This is a genomic window from Roseibaca sp. Y0-43 (genome assembly GCF_020667835.1).
In the GTDB taxonomy this organism is placed as follows: Bacteria; Pseudomonadota; Alphaproteobacteria; order Rhodobacterales; family Rhodobacteraceae; genus Roseinatronobacter.
On record NZ_JAFMPR010000010.1, the window covers coordinates 73,273 to 88,115 of the forward strand.

General features: G+C 64.6%; 16 protein-coding genes and 1 tRNA gene. 9 read left to right on the top strand and 8 right to left on the bottom strand.

The window, feature by feature from the left end:
• Window positions 1-92: 92 nt before the first annotated feature.
• The 4 genes from ttcA to rpmH are packed head-to-tail and all read right to left on the bottom strand — an operon-like array spanning window position 93 to window position 1,781.
• Complete coding sequence (gene ttcA, locus J1C52_RS12580; RefSeq protein WP_227428306.1) at window positions 93-938, bottom strand: tRNA 2-thiocytidine(32) synthetase TtcA; 846 nt, start codon at window positions 936-938, stop codon at window positions 93-95.
• A gap of 1 nt (window position 939) precedes the next feature.
• Complete coding sequence (yidD, locus tag J1C52_RS12585; RefSeq protein WP_227428307.1) at window positions 940-1,200, bottom strand: membrane protein insertion efficiency factor YidD; 261 nt, start codon at window positions 1,198-1,200, stop codon at window positions 940-942.
• Window positions 1,197-1,607 carry a ribonuclease P protein component gene (gene rnpA, locus J1C52_RS12590; RefSeq protein ID WP_227428347.1) on the bottom strand — a complete coding sequence of 137 codons (411 nt, stop codon included), beginning with the start codon at window positions 1,605-1,607 and terminating at the stop codon, window positions 1,197-1,199. The genes yidD and rnpA overlap by 4 nt, the downstream gene beginning before the upstream one ends.
• A gap of 39 nt (window positions 1,608-1,646) precedes the next feature.
• Window positions 1,647-1,781 carry a 50S ribosomal protein L34 gene (gene rpmH / locus J1C52_RS12595; RefSeq protein WP_072244369.1) on the bottom strand — a complete coding sequence of 45 codons (135 nt, stop codon included), beginning with the start codon at window positions 1,779-1,781 and terminating at the stop codon, window positions 1,647-1,649.
• A gap of 281 nt (window positions 1,782-2,062) precedes the next feature.
• Between rpmH and J1C52_RS12600 the strand changes: the two genes are divergently transcribed.
• From J1C52_RS12600 to J1C52_RS12640, 9 genes are all read left to right on the top strand, one after another.
• Window positions 2,063-2,788, top strand: a complete 726-nt coding sequence (locus tag J1C52_RS12600; RefSeq protein ID WP_227428308.1) for a TVP38/TMEM64 family protein — start codon at window positions 2,063-2,065, stop codon at window positions 2,786-2,788.
• The gene (locus J1C52_RS12605) at window positions 2,785-4,179 is read left to right on the top strand and encodes a dihydrolipoyl dehydrogenase family protein (RefSeq protein ID WP_227428309.1); all 1,395 of its coding nucleotides are present in this window, start codon (window positions 2,785-2,787) and stop codon (window positions 4,177-4,179) included. The genes J1C52_RS12600 and J1C52_RS12605 overlap by 4 nt, the downstream gene beginning before the upstream one ends.
• Window positions 4,180-4,206: 27 nt before the next feature.
• Complete coding sequence (locus J1C52_RS12610) at window positions 4,207-5,598, top strand: sensor histidine kinase (RefSeq protein WP_227428310.1); 1,392 nt, start codon at window positions 4,207-4,209, stop codon at window positions 5,596-5,598.
• 81 nt (window positions 5,599-5,679) lie between these two features.
• A tRNA-Arg gene (locus tag J1C52_RS12615) sits at window positions 5,680-5,756 on the top strand.
• A gap of 169 nt (window positions 5,757-5,925) precedes the next feature.
• On the top strand, window positions 5,926-6,399 hold the full coding sequence (locus tag J1C52_RS12620; protein WP_227428311.1) for a formate dehydrogenase subunit gamma: 474 nt from the start codon (window positions 5,926-5,928) through the stop codon (window positions 6,397-6,399).
• Window positions 6,396-7,904 carry an NADH-ubiquinone oxidoreductase-F iron-sulfur binding region domain-containing protein gene (locus J1C52_RS12625; RefSeq protein ID WP_227428312.1) on the top strand — a complete coding sequence of 503 codons (1,509 nt, stop codon included), beginning with the start codon at window positions 6,396-6,398 and terminating at the stop codon, window positions 7,902-7,904. Before J1C52_RS12620 ends, J1C52_RS12625 begins: the two co-directional genes overlap by 4 nt.
• Window positions 7,901-10,807 carry a formate dehydrogenase subunit alpha gene (gene fdhF / locus J1C52_RS12630; RefSeq protein ID WP_227428313.1) on the top strand — a complete coding sequence of 969 codons (2,907 nt, stop codon included), beginning with the start codon at window positions 7,901-7,903 and terminating at the stop codon, window positions 10,805-10,807. Before J1C52_RS12625 ends, fdhF begins: the two co-directional genes overlap by 4 nt.
• A complete protein-coding gene (gene fdhD, locus J1C52_RS12635; RefSeq protein ID WP_227428314.1) occupies window positions 10,804-11,625 on the top strand; it encodes a formate dehydrogenase accessory sulfurtransferase FdhD in 822 nt (273 codons plus the stop codon). Before fdhF ends, fdhD begins: the two co-directional genes overlap by 4 nt.
• Window positions 11,615-11,821 (top strand): formate dehydrogenase subunit delta, encoded by a 207-nt coding sequence (locus J1C52_RS12640; RefSeq protein ID WP_227428315.1) that lies wholly within the window; start codon window positions 11,615-11,617, stop codon window positions 11,819-11,821. Before fdhD ends, J1C52_RS12640 begins: the two co-directional genes overlap by 11 nt.
• A gap of 9 nt (window positions 11,822-11,830) precedes the next feature.
• Here the strand turns inward: J1C52_RS12640 and modC are convergent, their stop codons facing one another.
• From modC to J1C52_RS12660, 4 genes are all read right to left on the bottom strand, one after another.
• Window positions 11,831-12,916: a molybdenum ABC transporter ATP-binding protein gene (gene modC, locus J1C52_RS12645; protein ID WP_227428316.1), complete on the bottom strand. Its 1,086-nt coding sequence runs from the start codon at window positions 12,914-12,916 to the stop codon at window positions 11,831-11,833.
• Entirely contained in the window at window positions 12,916-13,611 is a 696-nt protein-coding gene (modB, locus tag J1C52_RS12650) for a molybdate ABC transporter permease subunit (RefSeq protein ID WP_227428317.1), read from the bottom strand. The genes modC and modB overlap by 1 nt, the downstream gene beginning before the upstream one ends.
• Before the next feature lie 3 nt (window positions 13,612-13,614).
• The gene (modA, locus tag J1C52_RS12655) at window positions 13,615-14,379 is read right to left on the bottom strand and encodes a molybdate ABC transporter substrate-binding protein (protein WP_227428318.1); all 765 of its coding nucleotides are present in this window, start codon (window positions 14,377-14,379) and stop codon (window positions 13,615-13,617) included.
• A gap of 67 nt (window positions 14,380-14,446) precedes the next feature.
• Window positions 14,447-14,812, bottom strand: coding sequence for a winged helix-turn-helix domain-containing protein (locus J1C52_RS12660; protein WP_227428319.1), 366 nt, complete (start codon window positions 14,810-14,812; stop codon window positions 14,447-14,449).
• Window positions 14,813-14,843 lie beyond the last annotated feature (31 nt).

Consider the following 14,843-nt stretch of genomic DNA (forward strand, 5'->3'; position numbering starts at 1 on the left):
CGTTCCTGTGGTTGCGGCTGTCGCGCCCGGTTCAACAGAAGGGGCGCGCAAAGGTCAAGCGGTTTTCCCGGAAATGCGGCGTCACATCCCGCTTAGTGCGGGTCATCATGGCCCGCGCTGCCACGGGCAAGGCCAAGGAAATCGAACAGCTCGGGGTCGGGCATATGCGAGGGGCGCACGTTCAGCAGCGCGCGGAACATCTTGTTGCGGCGTCCGGGCGTGCGCTTTTCCCATTCGTTCAGCAGCGCCTTGACCTGCATCCGCTGCAAGCCGTCCTGCGACCCGCACAGATCGCAGGGGATGATCGGGTAGTTCATGGCACGGGCAAAGCGGTCGCAATCATCTTCGGCCACGAAGGCAAGCGGGCGGTAGACGAACAGGTCGCCTTCTTCGTTCACCAGCTTGGGCGGCATGGTCGCCACGCGCCCGCCATGGAACAGGTTCATGAAGAACGTCTCGAGCAGGTCGTCGCGGTGATGACCCAGCACGACCGCCGAGCACCCTTCCTCTCGGGCGATGCGATAGAGGTTCCCGCGCCGCAGCCGCGAGCACAGCGCGCAATAGGTGCGGCCCGCCGGCACCTTGTCCATCACGATGGAATAGGTGTCCTGGTATTCAATGCGGTGGGGCACCTGCATCCGCGTCAGGAACTCTGGCAGAACGGTCGCGGGAAAGCCCGGCTGGCCCTGATCCAGGTTGCAGGCCAACAGCTCTACCGGCAAAAGCCCCCGCCATTGCAGTTCCACCAATGCCGCCAGCAGCGTGTAGCTGTCCTTGCCGCCCGACAGGCACACCAGCCAACGCGCGCCCGGCTCTATCATGCCGTATTGGTCGATTGCCGCGCGGGTTTCGCGGATGATGCGTTTGCGCAGCTTGCGGAATTCGGTGCTGTCGGGCGCGTTTTGCAAGAGCGGCGGCAGGTCGGTATCGTCGAACATGTCAGTCCTTTCCGTGCTTGCAGGCATCATGCGCGGGGTCCGCGCCCGGAACCGGGTCATAGCCGGAACTGCCCAAGGGCTGGCAGCGGCCAAGGCGGCGGATGGTCAGCCATGTGCCCTTGAGCGCGCCGTGACGTTCCAGCGCTTCCATCGCGTAGGCCGAGCAGGTGGGCTGAAAGCGGCAGCCATGGCCGACCCATGGGCTGAACACCACCCGGTAAAAGCGGATGGGAAGCGACACGATCCACGCCAAGGGGGTCATGCGCGCCCCCCATGCAGCTTCCCCAGCGCCCGCGTCAGGTCGGCGACCATCTCGGCGAAACCGTGGCTGACCGTCGCGCCGGGGCGGCCCACCAGCACATAGTCCCAGCCGGGGCGCCCATGTTGCGCCATCACCTCGCGCGCCATCGCGCGCAAGCGGCGCTTGGCGCGGTTGCGCGTGACCGCGTTGCCGATTTTCTTGGAACAAGTGTAGCCCACGCGGATCAGCGCCGAGTCATCCCGATGGCGGGCTTGCAGCAAAAACGCCGGGCATGGCGCGCGCCTGGCCTTGGCCGCGCGCAGGAAATCGGCCCGCATTTTCAGCGTTTCAACACTCACGCATGACGAAGCCGGGCCAGTCAGGGCCGAGGCGCTGCCCCTTTCCCTGTCTGGACCCGGCACATTCATGCTGTCACCCATGGCGCGGCCCGAACCGGGCCGGACGGCTTAGGCCGTCAGCTTCTTGCGGCCCATGCGGCGGCGCGCATTGATGATCTTGCGGCCAGCCTTGGTGGCCATGCGCGCGCGGAACCCGTGACGGTGCTTGCGAACCAGATTGCTGGGCTGGAAAGTGCGTTTCATCGCTTGGCGTCCTTGTAAGTCATATTACGGTCGGTATGGCACGCAAAATCCCTGCCGGAATCGGCGGCCCTTAATCTCAGATGGGCGAGTTACAGGGGCCGCGCCGCCAAGTCAATTCGAAAACCCGGACCAAACGGCGCAATCGGTGCGGAATTGAAACATTCGGCCCGATTTTGTCACGCATGGTCAAGCCGGCGTGATAGGGCTGTCACATTGGCAACGCATGGGGCATTCAGAACGAAGTGCAGCCTGAAACCGCCAAGCACGAAGGACAAGCACCCGTGACAGACCCCAAGCAAACATCTACTTGGCGCGCAAGGCTGCCGCTGATTGCCGTGATCGTTATCGCCGCCATCGGCGCTTTTGCCCTGCGCGACTATCTGAGCTTCGAAGCCCTGCGCGAAAATCGCGAGGCGCTTCTGGCCTTCCGCGATGAAAACTACCTGCTGACGGCACTTGCCTTTGTCACGGCCTATATCGCGATCGTGGCCTTCTCGCTGCCCGGTGCCACGCCCGCCACGCTGACCGGCGGCTTTCTGTTCGGACTGTTTCCGGGGGCGCTGTTCAACGTGCTGGGCGCGACCATCGGCGCGGTTCTGATCTTTCTGGCCGTGCGCACGGGTCTGGGCAAGGGGCTGGCGGCCAAGATCGACGCCAGCGACGGGCGCGTGAAACGTATGACCCAAGCGATTCGCGACAATGGCGCATCGGTGCTGTTTTCCATGCGGCTGGTGCCGGTGCTGCCCTTCTTCGTCGCCAACATCATCCCCGCGCTGATCGGGGTGCGCACGTCGGTCTTTGCCCTGACCACGTTCTTCGGCATCATCCCCGGCGGGATCGTCTACACATGGGTTGGCGTGGGCTTGGGCGAAGTATTCGCCCGCGGGGAAACCCCGAACCTTGGCATTATATTCGAACCGCATATCCTTGGCCCGCTGCTGGGCCTGGCGGCGCTGTCCTTCCTGCCGACCCTGGTGAAATCCATCCGCAAGGAGCCGAAAGCATGACCACGATCACAACGGATATCTGTGTTATCGGCGGCGGCTCTGGCGGGTTGTCGGTGGCAGCGGGCGCGGTGCAGATGGGCGCGCGTGTCGTGCTGATCGAAGGCCACAAGATGGGCGGCGACTGCCTGAATTACGGCTGCGTGCCCTCCAAGGCGCTGCTGGCCAAGGCACGAGAGGCGAAGGCGCGCGGTACGAAGCCCACCGCCGCCGATTTCACCAATGCCATGGCCCATGTGAAAGCCACCATCGCCGCCATCGAACCGCATGATTCGGTGGAACGGTTCGAAGGGTTGGGCGTGCAGGTCATCCAAGGCTATGGCCGCTTCACCAGCCCCGACGCGGTCGAGGTGAACGGCACGACCGTCAAGGCCCGCCGCTTCGTCATCGCGACCGGGTCGAGCGCTTTTGTGCCCCCGATCGACGGCATCGACAGCGTGCCCTACATGACCAACGAAACCGTGTTCGATCAAAAAGCCTGCCCCGGCCATTTGCTGATTATCGGCGGTGGGCCAATCGGCTTGGAAATGGCGCTGGCGCATCGCCGCCTTGGGGCCGAAGTGACGGTAATCGAGGGCGCGAAAGCCATGGGCCGCGACGACCCCGAGGCCGCTGCTATCGTGCTGGACAGCCTGCGCGCCGAAGGGATCGACATCATCGAGGGCGCGCAGGTCGAGAAACTCTCGGGCCGCGCGGGCGCGCTGGAAGTGCAGGTCAAAGGCGGCACCATTTTCACCGGCACGCATCTGCTGGTGGCGGTCGGGCGCAAACCGAATATCGACAAGCTGGACCTGCACCGCGCGGGCATCAAACACGACCGCGGCGGGGTCAAGGTCGGGGCCGATCTGCGCAGCAGCAACAAGCGGGTCTATGCCATTGGCGATGTCGCGGGCAAAGGGCAGTTTACGCATCTGGCGGGGTATCATGCCGGTGTCATCATCCGCGCCATGCTGTTCGGCCTGCCCGCGAAGGCACGGGCCGACCATATTCCCCATGTCACCTATACGGACCCGGAACTGGCCCATGTCGGCCTGTCAGAGGCCGAGGCGCGCAAGACATACGGCGCGCGGCTGTCGGTCCACAAGGTGGGTTACGACCAGATCGACCGCGCGCAGGCCGAAGGGGCCACCACGGGCTTTCTGAAGCTGATGGTGGCCGGTGGGCGGCCCGTGGGCTGCACGATTGTCGGCCGTCAGGCGGGCGAATTGATCGCGCCTTATGCACTGGCGCTTGCCAACAATCTGAAGCTGTCAGCCATAGCCAACACGGTGCTGCCCTACCCGACATTGGCGGAAATCGGCAAACGCGGCGCGGGGGTCTATTTCTCTGGCAAACTGTTTGATAATCCTAATGTAAAGCGCGTGGTGCGGTTGGTGCAGAAATGGCTGCCCTGATCTGCCCCATGCACAACATGGGCAGATATGTTTTCGAACAGTCTTTCAGGGCGGTTTTTGTGGCTGGTCGTCATCTTCGTGATGCTGGCCGAGGTGCTGATCTTCGGCCCCTCGGTCGCGCGGTATCGGGCGGACTACCTGGAAGCGCGGCTGGAGCGGGCACAGATCGCCTCGCTCGCGCTGCTGGCCTCTGACGGGTCCATTGCGGGCGATCTGGCGGCGGAGCTGCTGGACAATGCGGGCGTGTTCAACGTGGTGCTGCGCCGCGACGAAGTGCGTGAACTTGTCCTCGCGTCGCCCCTGCCCGGCCCGGTGGATGCCAGCTTTGACCTGCGCGACGCCTCGCTTCTGGGGCTGACGCGTGACGCGCTTCAGGAAATGGCCCGCGCAGAACCGCGCATCATTCGTGTCATCGGCAACCCCGTGCAGCGTGGCGGGTTGCTGATCGAAATCACGCTGGACACGTCACAATTGCAACAAGAGCTTTGGGAATTCGGCGCGCGCATCCTTGTGCTGTCGTTGGCGATCTCGCTGTTCACCGCGCTGCTTCTGTATCTGTCCGTCCGTCTGTTCGTGGTCGCCCCCATGAGCCGCGTGATCCGGTCCATGTCCGACTATGCCGAAGCGCCGCAAGACGCGACGCGGATCATCACGCCAAAATCCAACATCGCGGAATTGCGCGAGGCCGAGGAAGCCCTGCAAAAGATGCAGAAAGACCTGACGGGGCTGCTGCGCCAAAAGGACCGGCTGGCGCAGCTTGGCGGGTCGGTCGCGCGCATCAGCCACGATCTGCGCAACATGTTGACCACCGCGTCCATGCTGGCCGACCGGATCGAGATGAGCGAAGACCCCAGCGTGAAACGCGCGGCCCCCAAGCTGGTGGGGTCACTGTCGCGGGCGATCAACCTCTGCGAATCGACCCTCGCCTTTGGCAAGGCCGAAGAGCCCCCGCCCCGGCTGGAACGGCTGCGCCTTGCCCCCTTGGTTGAGGATGTGGTCGATAGCGAGCGACTGGCCAGCAGCGGCGACATCACCTTCGTGACCGATGTCAGCCCCGGCCTGCACTTGCGCGCCGATGGCGAGCAATTGTTCCGCGTGCTTGGCAACCTGGTGCGCAACGCGCGGCAGGCGCTGGAAGCCGCGCGCAACCCCGGCGTGATCGAAATAACGGCCGCCGAAGCCGTGGTCGATGGTCAAGCCGGGGTCGCCATCCGCATTGGCGACAGCGGGCCGGGCCTGCCGCCCAAGGCCCGCGAGCATCTGTTCGAGGCCTTTCAGGGCGGGGCACGCAAGGGCGGTGTCGGCCTTGGTCTGGCCATCGCCGCAGAGCTTGTGCGCGGTCACGGCGGTGCGCTGGAACTGGTGCGCTCTGATTCCGAGGGAACCGAATTCCGGATATGGCTGCCCGAAACCGCGTGACAGGTTTTTGACAAAAACCCGCAAAAACCCCGCGCGCCCCCCCTTGCAAACCCCGTGCCGGGGGGGTAACTACCCGCCAACGCACCCGTAGCTCAGCTGGATAGAGCACTTGACTACGAATCAAGGGGTCAGAGGTTCGAATCCTTTCGGGTGCGCCATTCCCCTCTTTTTATGACAGGCACGCAATCAGGCGCGGCAGCAAATGTTCGGCTGCTGCGGATGCATTCATGGGGGCTTGATAGCCTTCGCCTATCACCAATAACAAAACTGATATTGATTTAGCTATGGCATTCTGTCTCAGGTTACATGGCAACCGAAAGGCCCGCCATGACCGACGCCAGCGCCGCAGACCAGTCGCAGATCCAACGGATCATAGACGCGCATCGTACGCTTGAAGGGCCGCTTCTGCCGCTGCTTCATGCCTTGCAGGATACGTTCGGCCACGTTCCCGCTGCCGCCCATGTCCCGATCTGCGAGGCGCTGAATATCAGCAAGGCAGAACTGCATGGCGTCATCAGCTTTTACCATGATTTCCGCGACGCGCCCGCAGGGCGGCATGTGCTCAAGATTTGCCGCGCCGAGGCCTGTCAGGCCATGGGCGGCGCGGCTTTGGCGGAGAGTGTCTTGGCCAAGCTGGGGCTGGATTGGCACGGCACCACCCGCAACGGCGCGGTCACTATAGAACCGGTCTATTGCCTTGGGCTTTGCGCCTGCGCGCCTGCCGCGATGGTGGATGACCGCGTCGTCGGGCGCGTTGACGCCGCCAAGCTAGACAAGCTTCTGGCCGAGGTGGGCGCATGAAGATTTTCGTCCCCATGGACAGCGCCGCCAAGGCGCTTGGCGCGGAAGAGGTTGTGACCACTTTGTGCAAGGCCGCACCGGATGCGCAGATCATCCGCACCGGCACGCGTGGCATGATCTGGCTGGAACCGCTGGTCGAGGTAGAGATTGACGGCATCCGCCACGGGTTTGGCCCGGCGGAACCGGGTGACGTGGCCGGTATTCTGGACGGCACCAGCGCCAAGGCACTTGGCCCGGTCGACGATCTGGACTGGATGAAGCGCCAGACCCGGCTGACCTTCGCGCGCGTGGGCGTGATCGACCCGCTGTCGCTGGCAGATTACACGGCTCATGGCGGGCTTTCTGGCCTGCGCCGCGCGCTAGACATGACCGGCCAGCAGATCGTGGACGAGGTGAAAGCATCCGGCCTGCGCGGTCGCGGCGGCGCGGGCTTCCCTACGGGCATTAAGTGGCAGACCGTGCATGACGCGGAAGCGCCGCAGAAATACATCGTCTGCAACGCCGATGAGGGCGACAGCGGCACCTTCGCCGACCGTATGCTGATGGAAGGCGACCCCTTCACCCTGATCGAAGGCATGGCCATCGCGGGTTTGGGCGTGGGCGCGACGCGCGGCTATGTTTACCTTCGCTCGGAATACCCGGATGCCATCGCGGTCATGCGCCAAGCGGTGGAACTGGCACGCAAGGCGGGCGTCTTGGGGCCGGATGTGTTGGGCTCTGGCCGCGCGTTCGACATGGAAATACGCGTCGGCGCGGGTGCCTATGTCTGCGGCGAGGAAACTTCGCTTCTGAACTCACTCGAAGGAAAACGCGGCGTTGTGCGCGCGAAGCCCCCCCTGCCCGCGCTGGAAGGCTTCCTTGGTCGTCCGACCGTGGTGAATAACGTCATTTCGCTTGCGACCGTGCCGGTCATCTTCGAGAGCGGCGCGCAGTTCTATGCCGATTTCGGGCTGGGCCGGTCGCGCGGGACCGTCACCTTGCAGATTGCCGGGAATGTCGCGCGCGGCGGGTTGTTTGAAACCGCCTTCGGCATTTCCTTGGCCGAGGTTGTGAACGACCTTGGCGGCGGCACGGCAACGGGCCGCCCGGTCAAGGCCGTTCAGGTGGGCGGGCCGTTGGGCGCCTATCTGCCGCCGTCGAAATTCGACGCGCAACTGGGCTACGAGGAGCTGGATTCCGAAGGCGGCTTGCTGGGCCATGCCGGGCTGGTTGTCTTTGACGACCGCACCGACATGCTGGGCATGGCGCGCTTCGCGATGGAGTTCTGCGCGGTGGAATCCTGCGGCAAATGCACGCCTTGCCGCATAGGTGCCGTGCGCGGGGTCGAGACCATCGACCGCATCGCGCAAGGCGACCCCGCCGCCATTCCGTTGCTGACGGACCTGTGCGCGACGATGAAGGACGGCTCTCTCTGCGCGCTTGGGGGCTTCACGCCCTTCCCGGTCATGTCGGCGCTGACGCATTTTCCAGACGATTTCGCCCGCGCGACGGAGGCCGCTGAATGAAGGACTTCATCATCCCTCCGGCAGACTGGAAAGACGACCGCGACATGGGCACGCCTGCCAAGCAAGGCGCGCCGGTCACGCTGACGATTGACGGGTTCGAGGTCACGGTGCCCGAGGGCACGAGCGTGATGCGCGCGGCGGCAGAGGCTGGCATCGCGGTGCCGAAGCTGTGCGCGACCGACAGTCTGGAAGCGTTTGGGTCGTGCCGTCTGTGCGTGGTCGAGATCGAGGGCCGTCGCGGCACGCCCGCATCATGCACCACGCCCGTCGCCCCCGGCATGGTGGTGCGCACGCAATCCGATACTGTGCGCAAGATCCGCCGCGGCGTGATGGAGCTGTATATCAGCGACCACCCGCTGGATTGCCTGACCTGTTCGGCCAATGGCGATTGCGAATTGCAGGATATGGCGGGCGCGGTCGGCCTGCGCGATGTGCGCTATACCGCACCCGAAGGCGGCATGGCCACGCATTTCGCGCCCCGCAATACATCGGGCGAGGCCAACCCCGAATGGCGGCCCAAGGACGACAGCAACCCCTATTTCAGCTATGACCCTGCCAAGTGCATTGTCTGCAATCGCTGCGTACGCGCTTGCGAGGAGGTGCAGGGCAGCTTTGCGCTGACCATCGAAGGGCGCGGCTTTGACAGCCGCGTGTCCTTTGGCGCGAAGACCGACAATGCGCTGGCGTCCGACTGCGTGTCTTGCGGGGCCTGCATTCAGGCCTGCCCGACCGCTACGCTGCAAGAGAAATCGGTGATCGAGATGGGCACGCCCGACCGGTCTGTCGTGACGACCTGCGCCTATTGCGGCGTGGGCTGTTCTTTCAAGGCCGAGTTGCAGGGCGACCAGCTTGTGCGCATGGTGCCCTATAAGCACGGCAAGGCAAACCGGGGCCATAGCTGCGTGAAAGGCCGTTTCGCCTATGGCTATGCCAGCCACAAGGACCGCATCCTGAACCCGATGATCCGCGACCGGGTTTCCGACCCGTGGCGCGAAGTGTCTTGGGACGAAGCACTGGGCTTCGCCGCCAAGAAGCTGCGCGGCATTCAGGAGCGCTACGGGCAGAAATCCATCGGGGTGATTACGTCGTCGCGTTGCACCAATGAAGAGACTTACCTTGTGCAAAAGCTGGCCCGCGCGGTGTTCGGCAACAACAACACCGACACCTGCGCGCGGGTATGCCATTCGCCCACCGGCTATGGCTTGGGCCAGACCTTTGGCACAAGCGCGGGCACGCAGGATTTCGACAGTGTCGAGCACACGGATGTCGTCATCGTCATCGGTGCGAACCCGACCGATGGGCACCCGGTCTTTGCCAGCCGCCTGAAGAAACGCCTGCGCGCGGGCGCGAAGCTGATCGTTATCGACCCACGCCGCATTGACCTCGTGAAATCGCCGCATATCAAGGCAGCCCACCACCTGCCCCTGCGCCCTGGCACCAACGTGGCCGTTGTCACGGCCTTGGCGCATGTGATCGTGACCGAGGGGCTGATGGACGAAGCCTTCATCCGCGAGCGCTGCGACTGGGAGGCGTTCCAAGATTTTACCGCCTTCGTCAGCGACCCGCGCCACAGCCCAGAGGCGGTCGAGATGCTGACAGGCGTGCCCAGCGCCGAATTGCGCGCCGCCGCACGCCTGTTTGCCACCGGCGGCAATGGCGCGATCTATTACGGGCTTGGCGTGACCGAGCACTCCCAAGGCTCTACCACCGTGATGGCGATTGCGAACCTTGCCATGCTGACCGGCAATATCGGTCGCCCCGGCGTGGGTGTGAACCCGTTGCGCGGGCAGAACAACGTGCAAGGGTCGTGCGACATGGGGTCCTTCCCGCATGAATTGCCGGGCTACCGCCACGTCAAACATGCCGATGTGCGCGAGATGTTCGAACGCGTCTGGGGCGTCACGCTTGACCCGGAACCCGGCCTGCGCATCCCGAACATGCTGGATGCGGCGGTGGATGGCACCTTCAAGGGGCTCTACTGCCAAGGCGAGGACATCCTGCAATCCGACCCCGACACCAAGCATGTCGCCGCCGGGCTTGCCGCGATGGACTGTGTCATCGTGCATGACCTGTTCCTGAACGAGACCGCGAATTACGCGCATGTGTTCCTGCCCGGCTCAAGCTTTCTGGAAAAGGACGGCACTTTCACCAATGCCGAACGCCGCATCAACCGTGTGCGCAAGGTCATGGCCCCGCGCAATGGCTACGCCGATTGGGAGATCACGCAGATGCTGGCCAATGCGATGGGGGCGAACTGGTCCTACATGCACCCCAGCCAGATCATGGATGAGATCGCGCTGACCACGCCCTCTTTTGGGGGTGTCAGCTATTCGGTTCTGGAGGAGAAGGGTTCCGTTCAGTGGCCCTGCAACGAAGCGCACCCGGACGGCACACCACTGATGCATGTCGACGGCTTCGTGCGCGGCAAGGGGCGGTTCATCGTGACCGAATATGTCGCCACCGACGAAAAGACGGGCCCACGCTATCCGCTGCTGCTGACGACCGGGCGCATCCTGTCACAATATAACGTCGGCGCACAAACGCGGCGGACAGAGAACGTGATTTGGCACGAGGCCGATTTGCTGGAAATCCACCCGCATGACGCCGAAAACCGCGGGCTGAAGGATGGCGATTGGGTGAAGCTTGCCTCGCGCTCGGGCGAGACGACGCTGCGCGCCAAGCTGACCGACCGTGTCAGCCCCGGCGTGGTCTACACCACCTTCCACCACCCCGACACGCAGGCCAATGTGATCACCACCGACCATTCGGATTGGGCGACGAACTGCCCCGAATACAAGGTGACGGCGGTGCAGGTCAGCCCCTCGAACGGGCCGACGGATTGGCAGGAAGATTATGCCGCGCAAGCCGTTCAGGCGCGGCGCATCCTGCCGGCGGCGGAATGATGATCCGGCGCGCGCATAGCAGCCACCCCGGCCTGTCGGTCCAACCCGAGCGGGCCGTCGCGGTGCATCGCACCCTGCCCGAAGAGGTGGCCGTGGCGATGGTGTTCGACGGGTCGAGCGCGGCGGTTATGATGGCCACGCCCGCCGATATGCAGGATTTCGCCACGGGCTTTGCCTTGTCCGAAGGCATTGTCACCGCGCCCGACCAGTTGGACGGGTTCGAGTTGGCCGAACACCCGAACGGGCTGGAAGCACGCTTCTGGCTGCGCGAGGACCGGGCCGAGGCGCTGGCCAGGCGCCGCCGCTTCATGGCCGGGCCTGTGGGCTGCGGGCTGTGCGGGATCGACAGCTTGGACGCTGCCGCCCGCGCGTTGCCGCAAGTGGGCGATGGCCCGCGCTTTAACCGCTCCGAGGTCGCGCGCGCCACCGACATGCTGCGCGACCAGCAACCCTTGCATGACCAGACTCATGCCACGCACGCAGCAGGCTTTCTGCTGCCGGGCCAAGGCATCGTTCTCGTGCGCGAAGATGTGGGACGCCACAACGCGCTGGATAAACTGATCGGCGCGATGGCGCGACAGGGGATCGACGCAAGCGCGGGCGCGATCGTGATGACCAGCCGCCTGTCGGTCGAACTGGTGCAGAAATGCGCTGTCGCGGGTGTGACCACGCTGATCGCCGTCTCTGCGCCCACGGCCCACGCGCTACGCTTGGCCGAAAATGCGGGCATGACGCTGGCGGCCTTTGCCCGTGGCGGGGCGTTTGACCTCTATTCCCACCCGCAGCGCATTGCAGACGAGGGGTCCGATGTCGCCTGAGAAAATGGTCCGCATGGCGAACCAGATTGCTACTTTCTTCAAGACCCAGCCCAAGGCAGACGCGCCCGCCTGCGTGGCCGAGCATATCAAGGATTACTGGGATCCAAGTATGCGCGCGCAGCTTTGCGACTATGTCGAAGCCGGTGGCGAAGGGCTGGATGACGTCGTGGTACGCGCCGCGCGGCTGACCTGCTGACGCGACAGGCTATCCCACCGCGCCAATGTCGGTGGCCGCAACCGCGACCGTCTTGATAACGGCATGGACCTGCACGCCGGGGGCTAAACCCATGGCATTGGCAGAGCGCCGCGTCACCCGCGCAAGCACCCGGCCCGCAGCCGTATCCAGCGCCACAATCGCGCCCGGCCCGTCGCCCGCGCGCATCTCGGCAATCGTGCCGGGCAGGATGTTCAGCGCCGACAAGCCTTGGGGCCGGTCGCGCGACAGGATCACGTCATGCGCGGCAATGCGGATGCGTAGCCCCGTGCCGGGGCTTGCGGTGACATGTGGCAGGAACAGGGGCAGGCCGCCTGCCTCTAGCTCTGTCAGCCCGTCGTCGTGATGGCGCAGGATGCGCGCGGTCAGGACCGCACCCACATCGCGCGCGCCGCCGGGGCGCAGTTGAGGGTTGCCAAGCACATCGGCCGCCGGACCTTGGGCCATGACCCGGCCGTTGTCCAAGGCGACCACGGTCGTCGCCAGCCGTGCTACTTCCGACGCGGAATGACTGACATACAGGATCGGCACCGACACTTCATCGCGCAACCGCTCGAAATAGGGCAGGATTTCCGCCTTGCGCGCATCATCCAGCGCGGCGAGCGGTTCATCCGCCAAGATCAGCTTCGGCGCGGACAACAGCGCGCGCCCGATGGCCACACGCTGCTTTTCGCCGCCAGAGAGCGCGGCGGGGCGGCGGTCCATAAGCGGGCCGATGCCCAACATGTCGACCACGCGGGCCGTGTTTTCGCGCGGTGCATCCTTGGGGGCGAACCACGCGCCATAGGCAAGGTTCTGGCGCACGCTCAGATGCGGGAACAAGCGCCCCTCTTGGAACACATACCCAAGGCGGCGTTTATGCGGGCGCAGGCGGATGTTGCGGTCCGTGTCCAGCAACACCCAGTCGCCCGACGCGATGCGCCCGTGCTGCGGCATCAGCAGACCCGCGACCGCGTTCACGATGGTCGTCTTGCCCGACCCGGACCGCCCGAACAGCACTGTCACCCCCGGCGGTGCCTTGAAGGCGGCATCCAGCTTGAAGCCGCCGAAATCATGGGTCAGCGACACTTCCAGCATCAGGTGCCCCCCACACGCGCGGCCACGCGACGCCCGATCAGTTCCGACAGCAACAGCGCCGCCATCGCCACCACGACCGACACGATGACCAGCCGCATGGCGGATGCTTCGCCGCCGGGCACCTGCAAGAAGGCATAAATGGCCGAAGGAATGGTCCGCGTCTGGCCGGGAATGTTCGAGACAAAGGTGATCGTCGCCCCGAATTCACCCATCGCCTTGGCAAAGGCCAGGATGGTGCCCGCGATGATGCCGGGCAGCGCCATGGGCAGCGTGACCGTCAGGAACACCCACAAGGGCGATGCGCCGAGCGTGGCGCTGGCTTGTTCAAGCTTTGGATCCACCGCCTCTATGGACAGGCGGATCGCGCGCACCATCAGCGGAAATGCCATGACGGCCGCCGCCACGGCCGCGCCGGTCCAGCGGAAAGCCAGCACCACGCCCCAATCGGCCAGAATCCGGCCCAGCGGGCCTTGGGTGCCAAAGGTCAGCAACAGCACATAGCCCGTGACCACCGGCGGCAGGATCAGCGGTAGATGCACCAGCCCGTTCAGCACTTGCTTGCCCGGAAAACGCCAGCGCGCCAGCGCATAGGCCACCAGAATACCCAGCGGCAAGCTGGCGAGCGTGGCCCAGAAGGACACGCGCAGCGACAGCGCCACCGCCTGCCATTCCGCCGGGCCAAGCCAATCCTGCATGTGCTATTCCGCCAAGACCACGAATCCCTGACGCTCGAACGCGGCGCGCGCGTCAGGGCCGCGCAGGTACTCCATGAAGGCGGCTTCGGCAAGCGTGTCGCGATTGGCCAGATCGGCAACCGGGTAGATGATGGGCGGATGAGAGCCTGCGGGGAAAGTGCCGATGATGCTGACATCAGGCGCGGCAGCGGCATCGGTGGCATAGACAATGCCCAAAGGGGCTTCGCCAATCGAGACAAAGGCAAGCGCCGCGCGCACGTTGTCGGCTTGGGCCACTTGTGCCTGCACACTGGACCACAGCCCAAGGTTTTCGAGTGCCGCCTTGCCATATATGCCCGCAGGCACGGCATCGACCAGCGCCATGGCCAAGCGCCCCTGCCCCAGCAGGCCAGCCAGGTCCAGCTCTGGCCCGATCTGAACCGGGGCCAGATCGGGCCCATGAGCGACCAGAACCAGAGTGTTGCCCAGAAGGTCGGTGCGGGTGTCAGGCTCAAGCAGCCCGTCACGCTCCAGCACATCCATCCAGTCGGTATTGGCAGAGATGAAGATGTCGGCAGGCGCGCCTTGCTGGATCTGGCGGGCAAGTTGCGACGAGCCAGCAAGCGACACGATCAGATCATGCCCCGAGGCCGCCTCGAACCCGGTTTCGATGTCGGCCATCGCATTGGCCATGCTGGCGGCGGCAAAGACCGTCACCTCTTCGGCCTGTGCGCCACCTGCGAAGACCGACATGGCAAAAGCGGCGCAGAGGGTTCTGGACGGAAACATGGGGGTGGACCTGTCATTGGATATGTTCAGGAAAACATATCGCAGCCACGCGCCGAGCGATCAAGCGTTATTTTTCATGGGACATATCGGACAGCATGGCCTGCAAGGCCGCGATCTGGTCCGCGCCAGCGTCCGCGACCGCCTGCTCCAAGGCGCGGTATTGGGTCAGCACGGCCAGTCCCGTTTCGGTCAGATAGGCCCCGCCGCCCTTGGCACCGCCGCGCGACGATGCGACCAAAGGCGCTTGAAACGCCGCGTTCATCTCCTCCACCAGCATCCAGGCGCGCTTGTAGCTCATGGACATGCTGCGCCCGGCGGCGGCAATGGACCCGGTTTCGCGGATACGTTCCAGCAAATCGGCCTTGCCGGGGCCAAGCATGGCGTCATCGCCAAAGACGATCCGAATGCGCAAACTGGGCGAAGGCTGGGTCATGGCCCCAACTATGCCAAAGCTGGCGCGTGGC

Bases quoted from the DNA above. Each gene is read 5' to 3' on its own strand.
- fdhD (WP_227428314.1), top strand. From the start codon at position 10,804: ATGATGATCCGGCGCGCGCATAGCAGCCACCCCGGCCTGTCGGTCCAA.
- modB (WP_227428317.1), bottom strand. From the start codon at position 13,611: ATGCAGGATTGGCTTGGCCCGGCGGAATGGCAGGCGGTGGCGCTGTCG.
- modC (WP_227428316.1), bottom strand. From the start codon at position 12,916: ATGCTGGAAGTGTCGCTGACCCATGATTTCGGCGGCTTCAAGCTGGAT.
- J1C52_RS12610 (WP_227428310.1), top strand. From the start codon at position 4,207: ATGTTTTCGAACAGTCTTTCAGGGCGGTTTTTGTGGCTGGTCGTCATC.
- rpmH (WP_072244369.1), bottom strand. From the start codon at position 1,781: ATGAAACGCACTTTCCAGCCCAGCAATCTGGTTCGCAAGCACCGTCAC.
- modA (WP_227428318.1), bottom strand. From the start codon at position 14,379: ATGTTTCCGTCCAGAACCCTCTGCGCCGCTTTTGCCATGTCGGTCTTC.
- J1C52_RS12660 (WP_227428319.1), bottom strand. From the start codon at position 14,812: ATGACCCAGCCTTCGCCCAGTTTGCGCATTCGGATCGTCTTTGGCGAT.
- J1C52_RS12625 (WP_227428312.1), top strand. From the start codon at position 6,396: ATGAAGATTTTCGTCCCCATGGACAGCGCCGCCAAGGCGCTTGGCGCG.
- ttcA (WP_227428306.1), bottom strand. From the start codon at position 938: ATGTTCGACGATACCGACCTGCCGCCGCTCTTGCAAAACGCGCCCGAC.
- J1C52_RS12620 (WP_227428311.1), top strand. From the start codon at position 5,926: ATGACCGACGCCAGCGCCGCAGACCAGTCGCAGATCCAACGGATCATA.
- yidD (WP_227428307.1), bottom strand. From the start codon at position 1,200: ATGACCCCCTTGGCGTGGATCGTGTCGCTTCCCATCCGCTTTTACCGG.
- J1C52_RS12605 (WP_227428309.1), top strand. From the start codon at position 2,785: ATGACCACGATCACAACGGATATCTGTGTTATCGGCGGCGGCTCTGGC.
- J1C52_RS12640 (WP_227428315.1), top strand. From the start codon at position 11,615: ATGTCGCCTGAGAAAATGGTCCGCATGGCGAACCAGATTGCTACTTTC.
- rnpA (WP_227428347.1), bottom strand. From the start codon at position 1,607: ATGAATGTGCCGGGTCCAGACAGGGAAAGGGGCAGCGCCTCGGCCCTG.
- fdhF (WP_227428313.1), top strand. From the start codon at position 7,901: ATGAAGGACTTCATCATCCCTCCGGCAGACTGGAAAGACGACCGCGAC.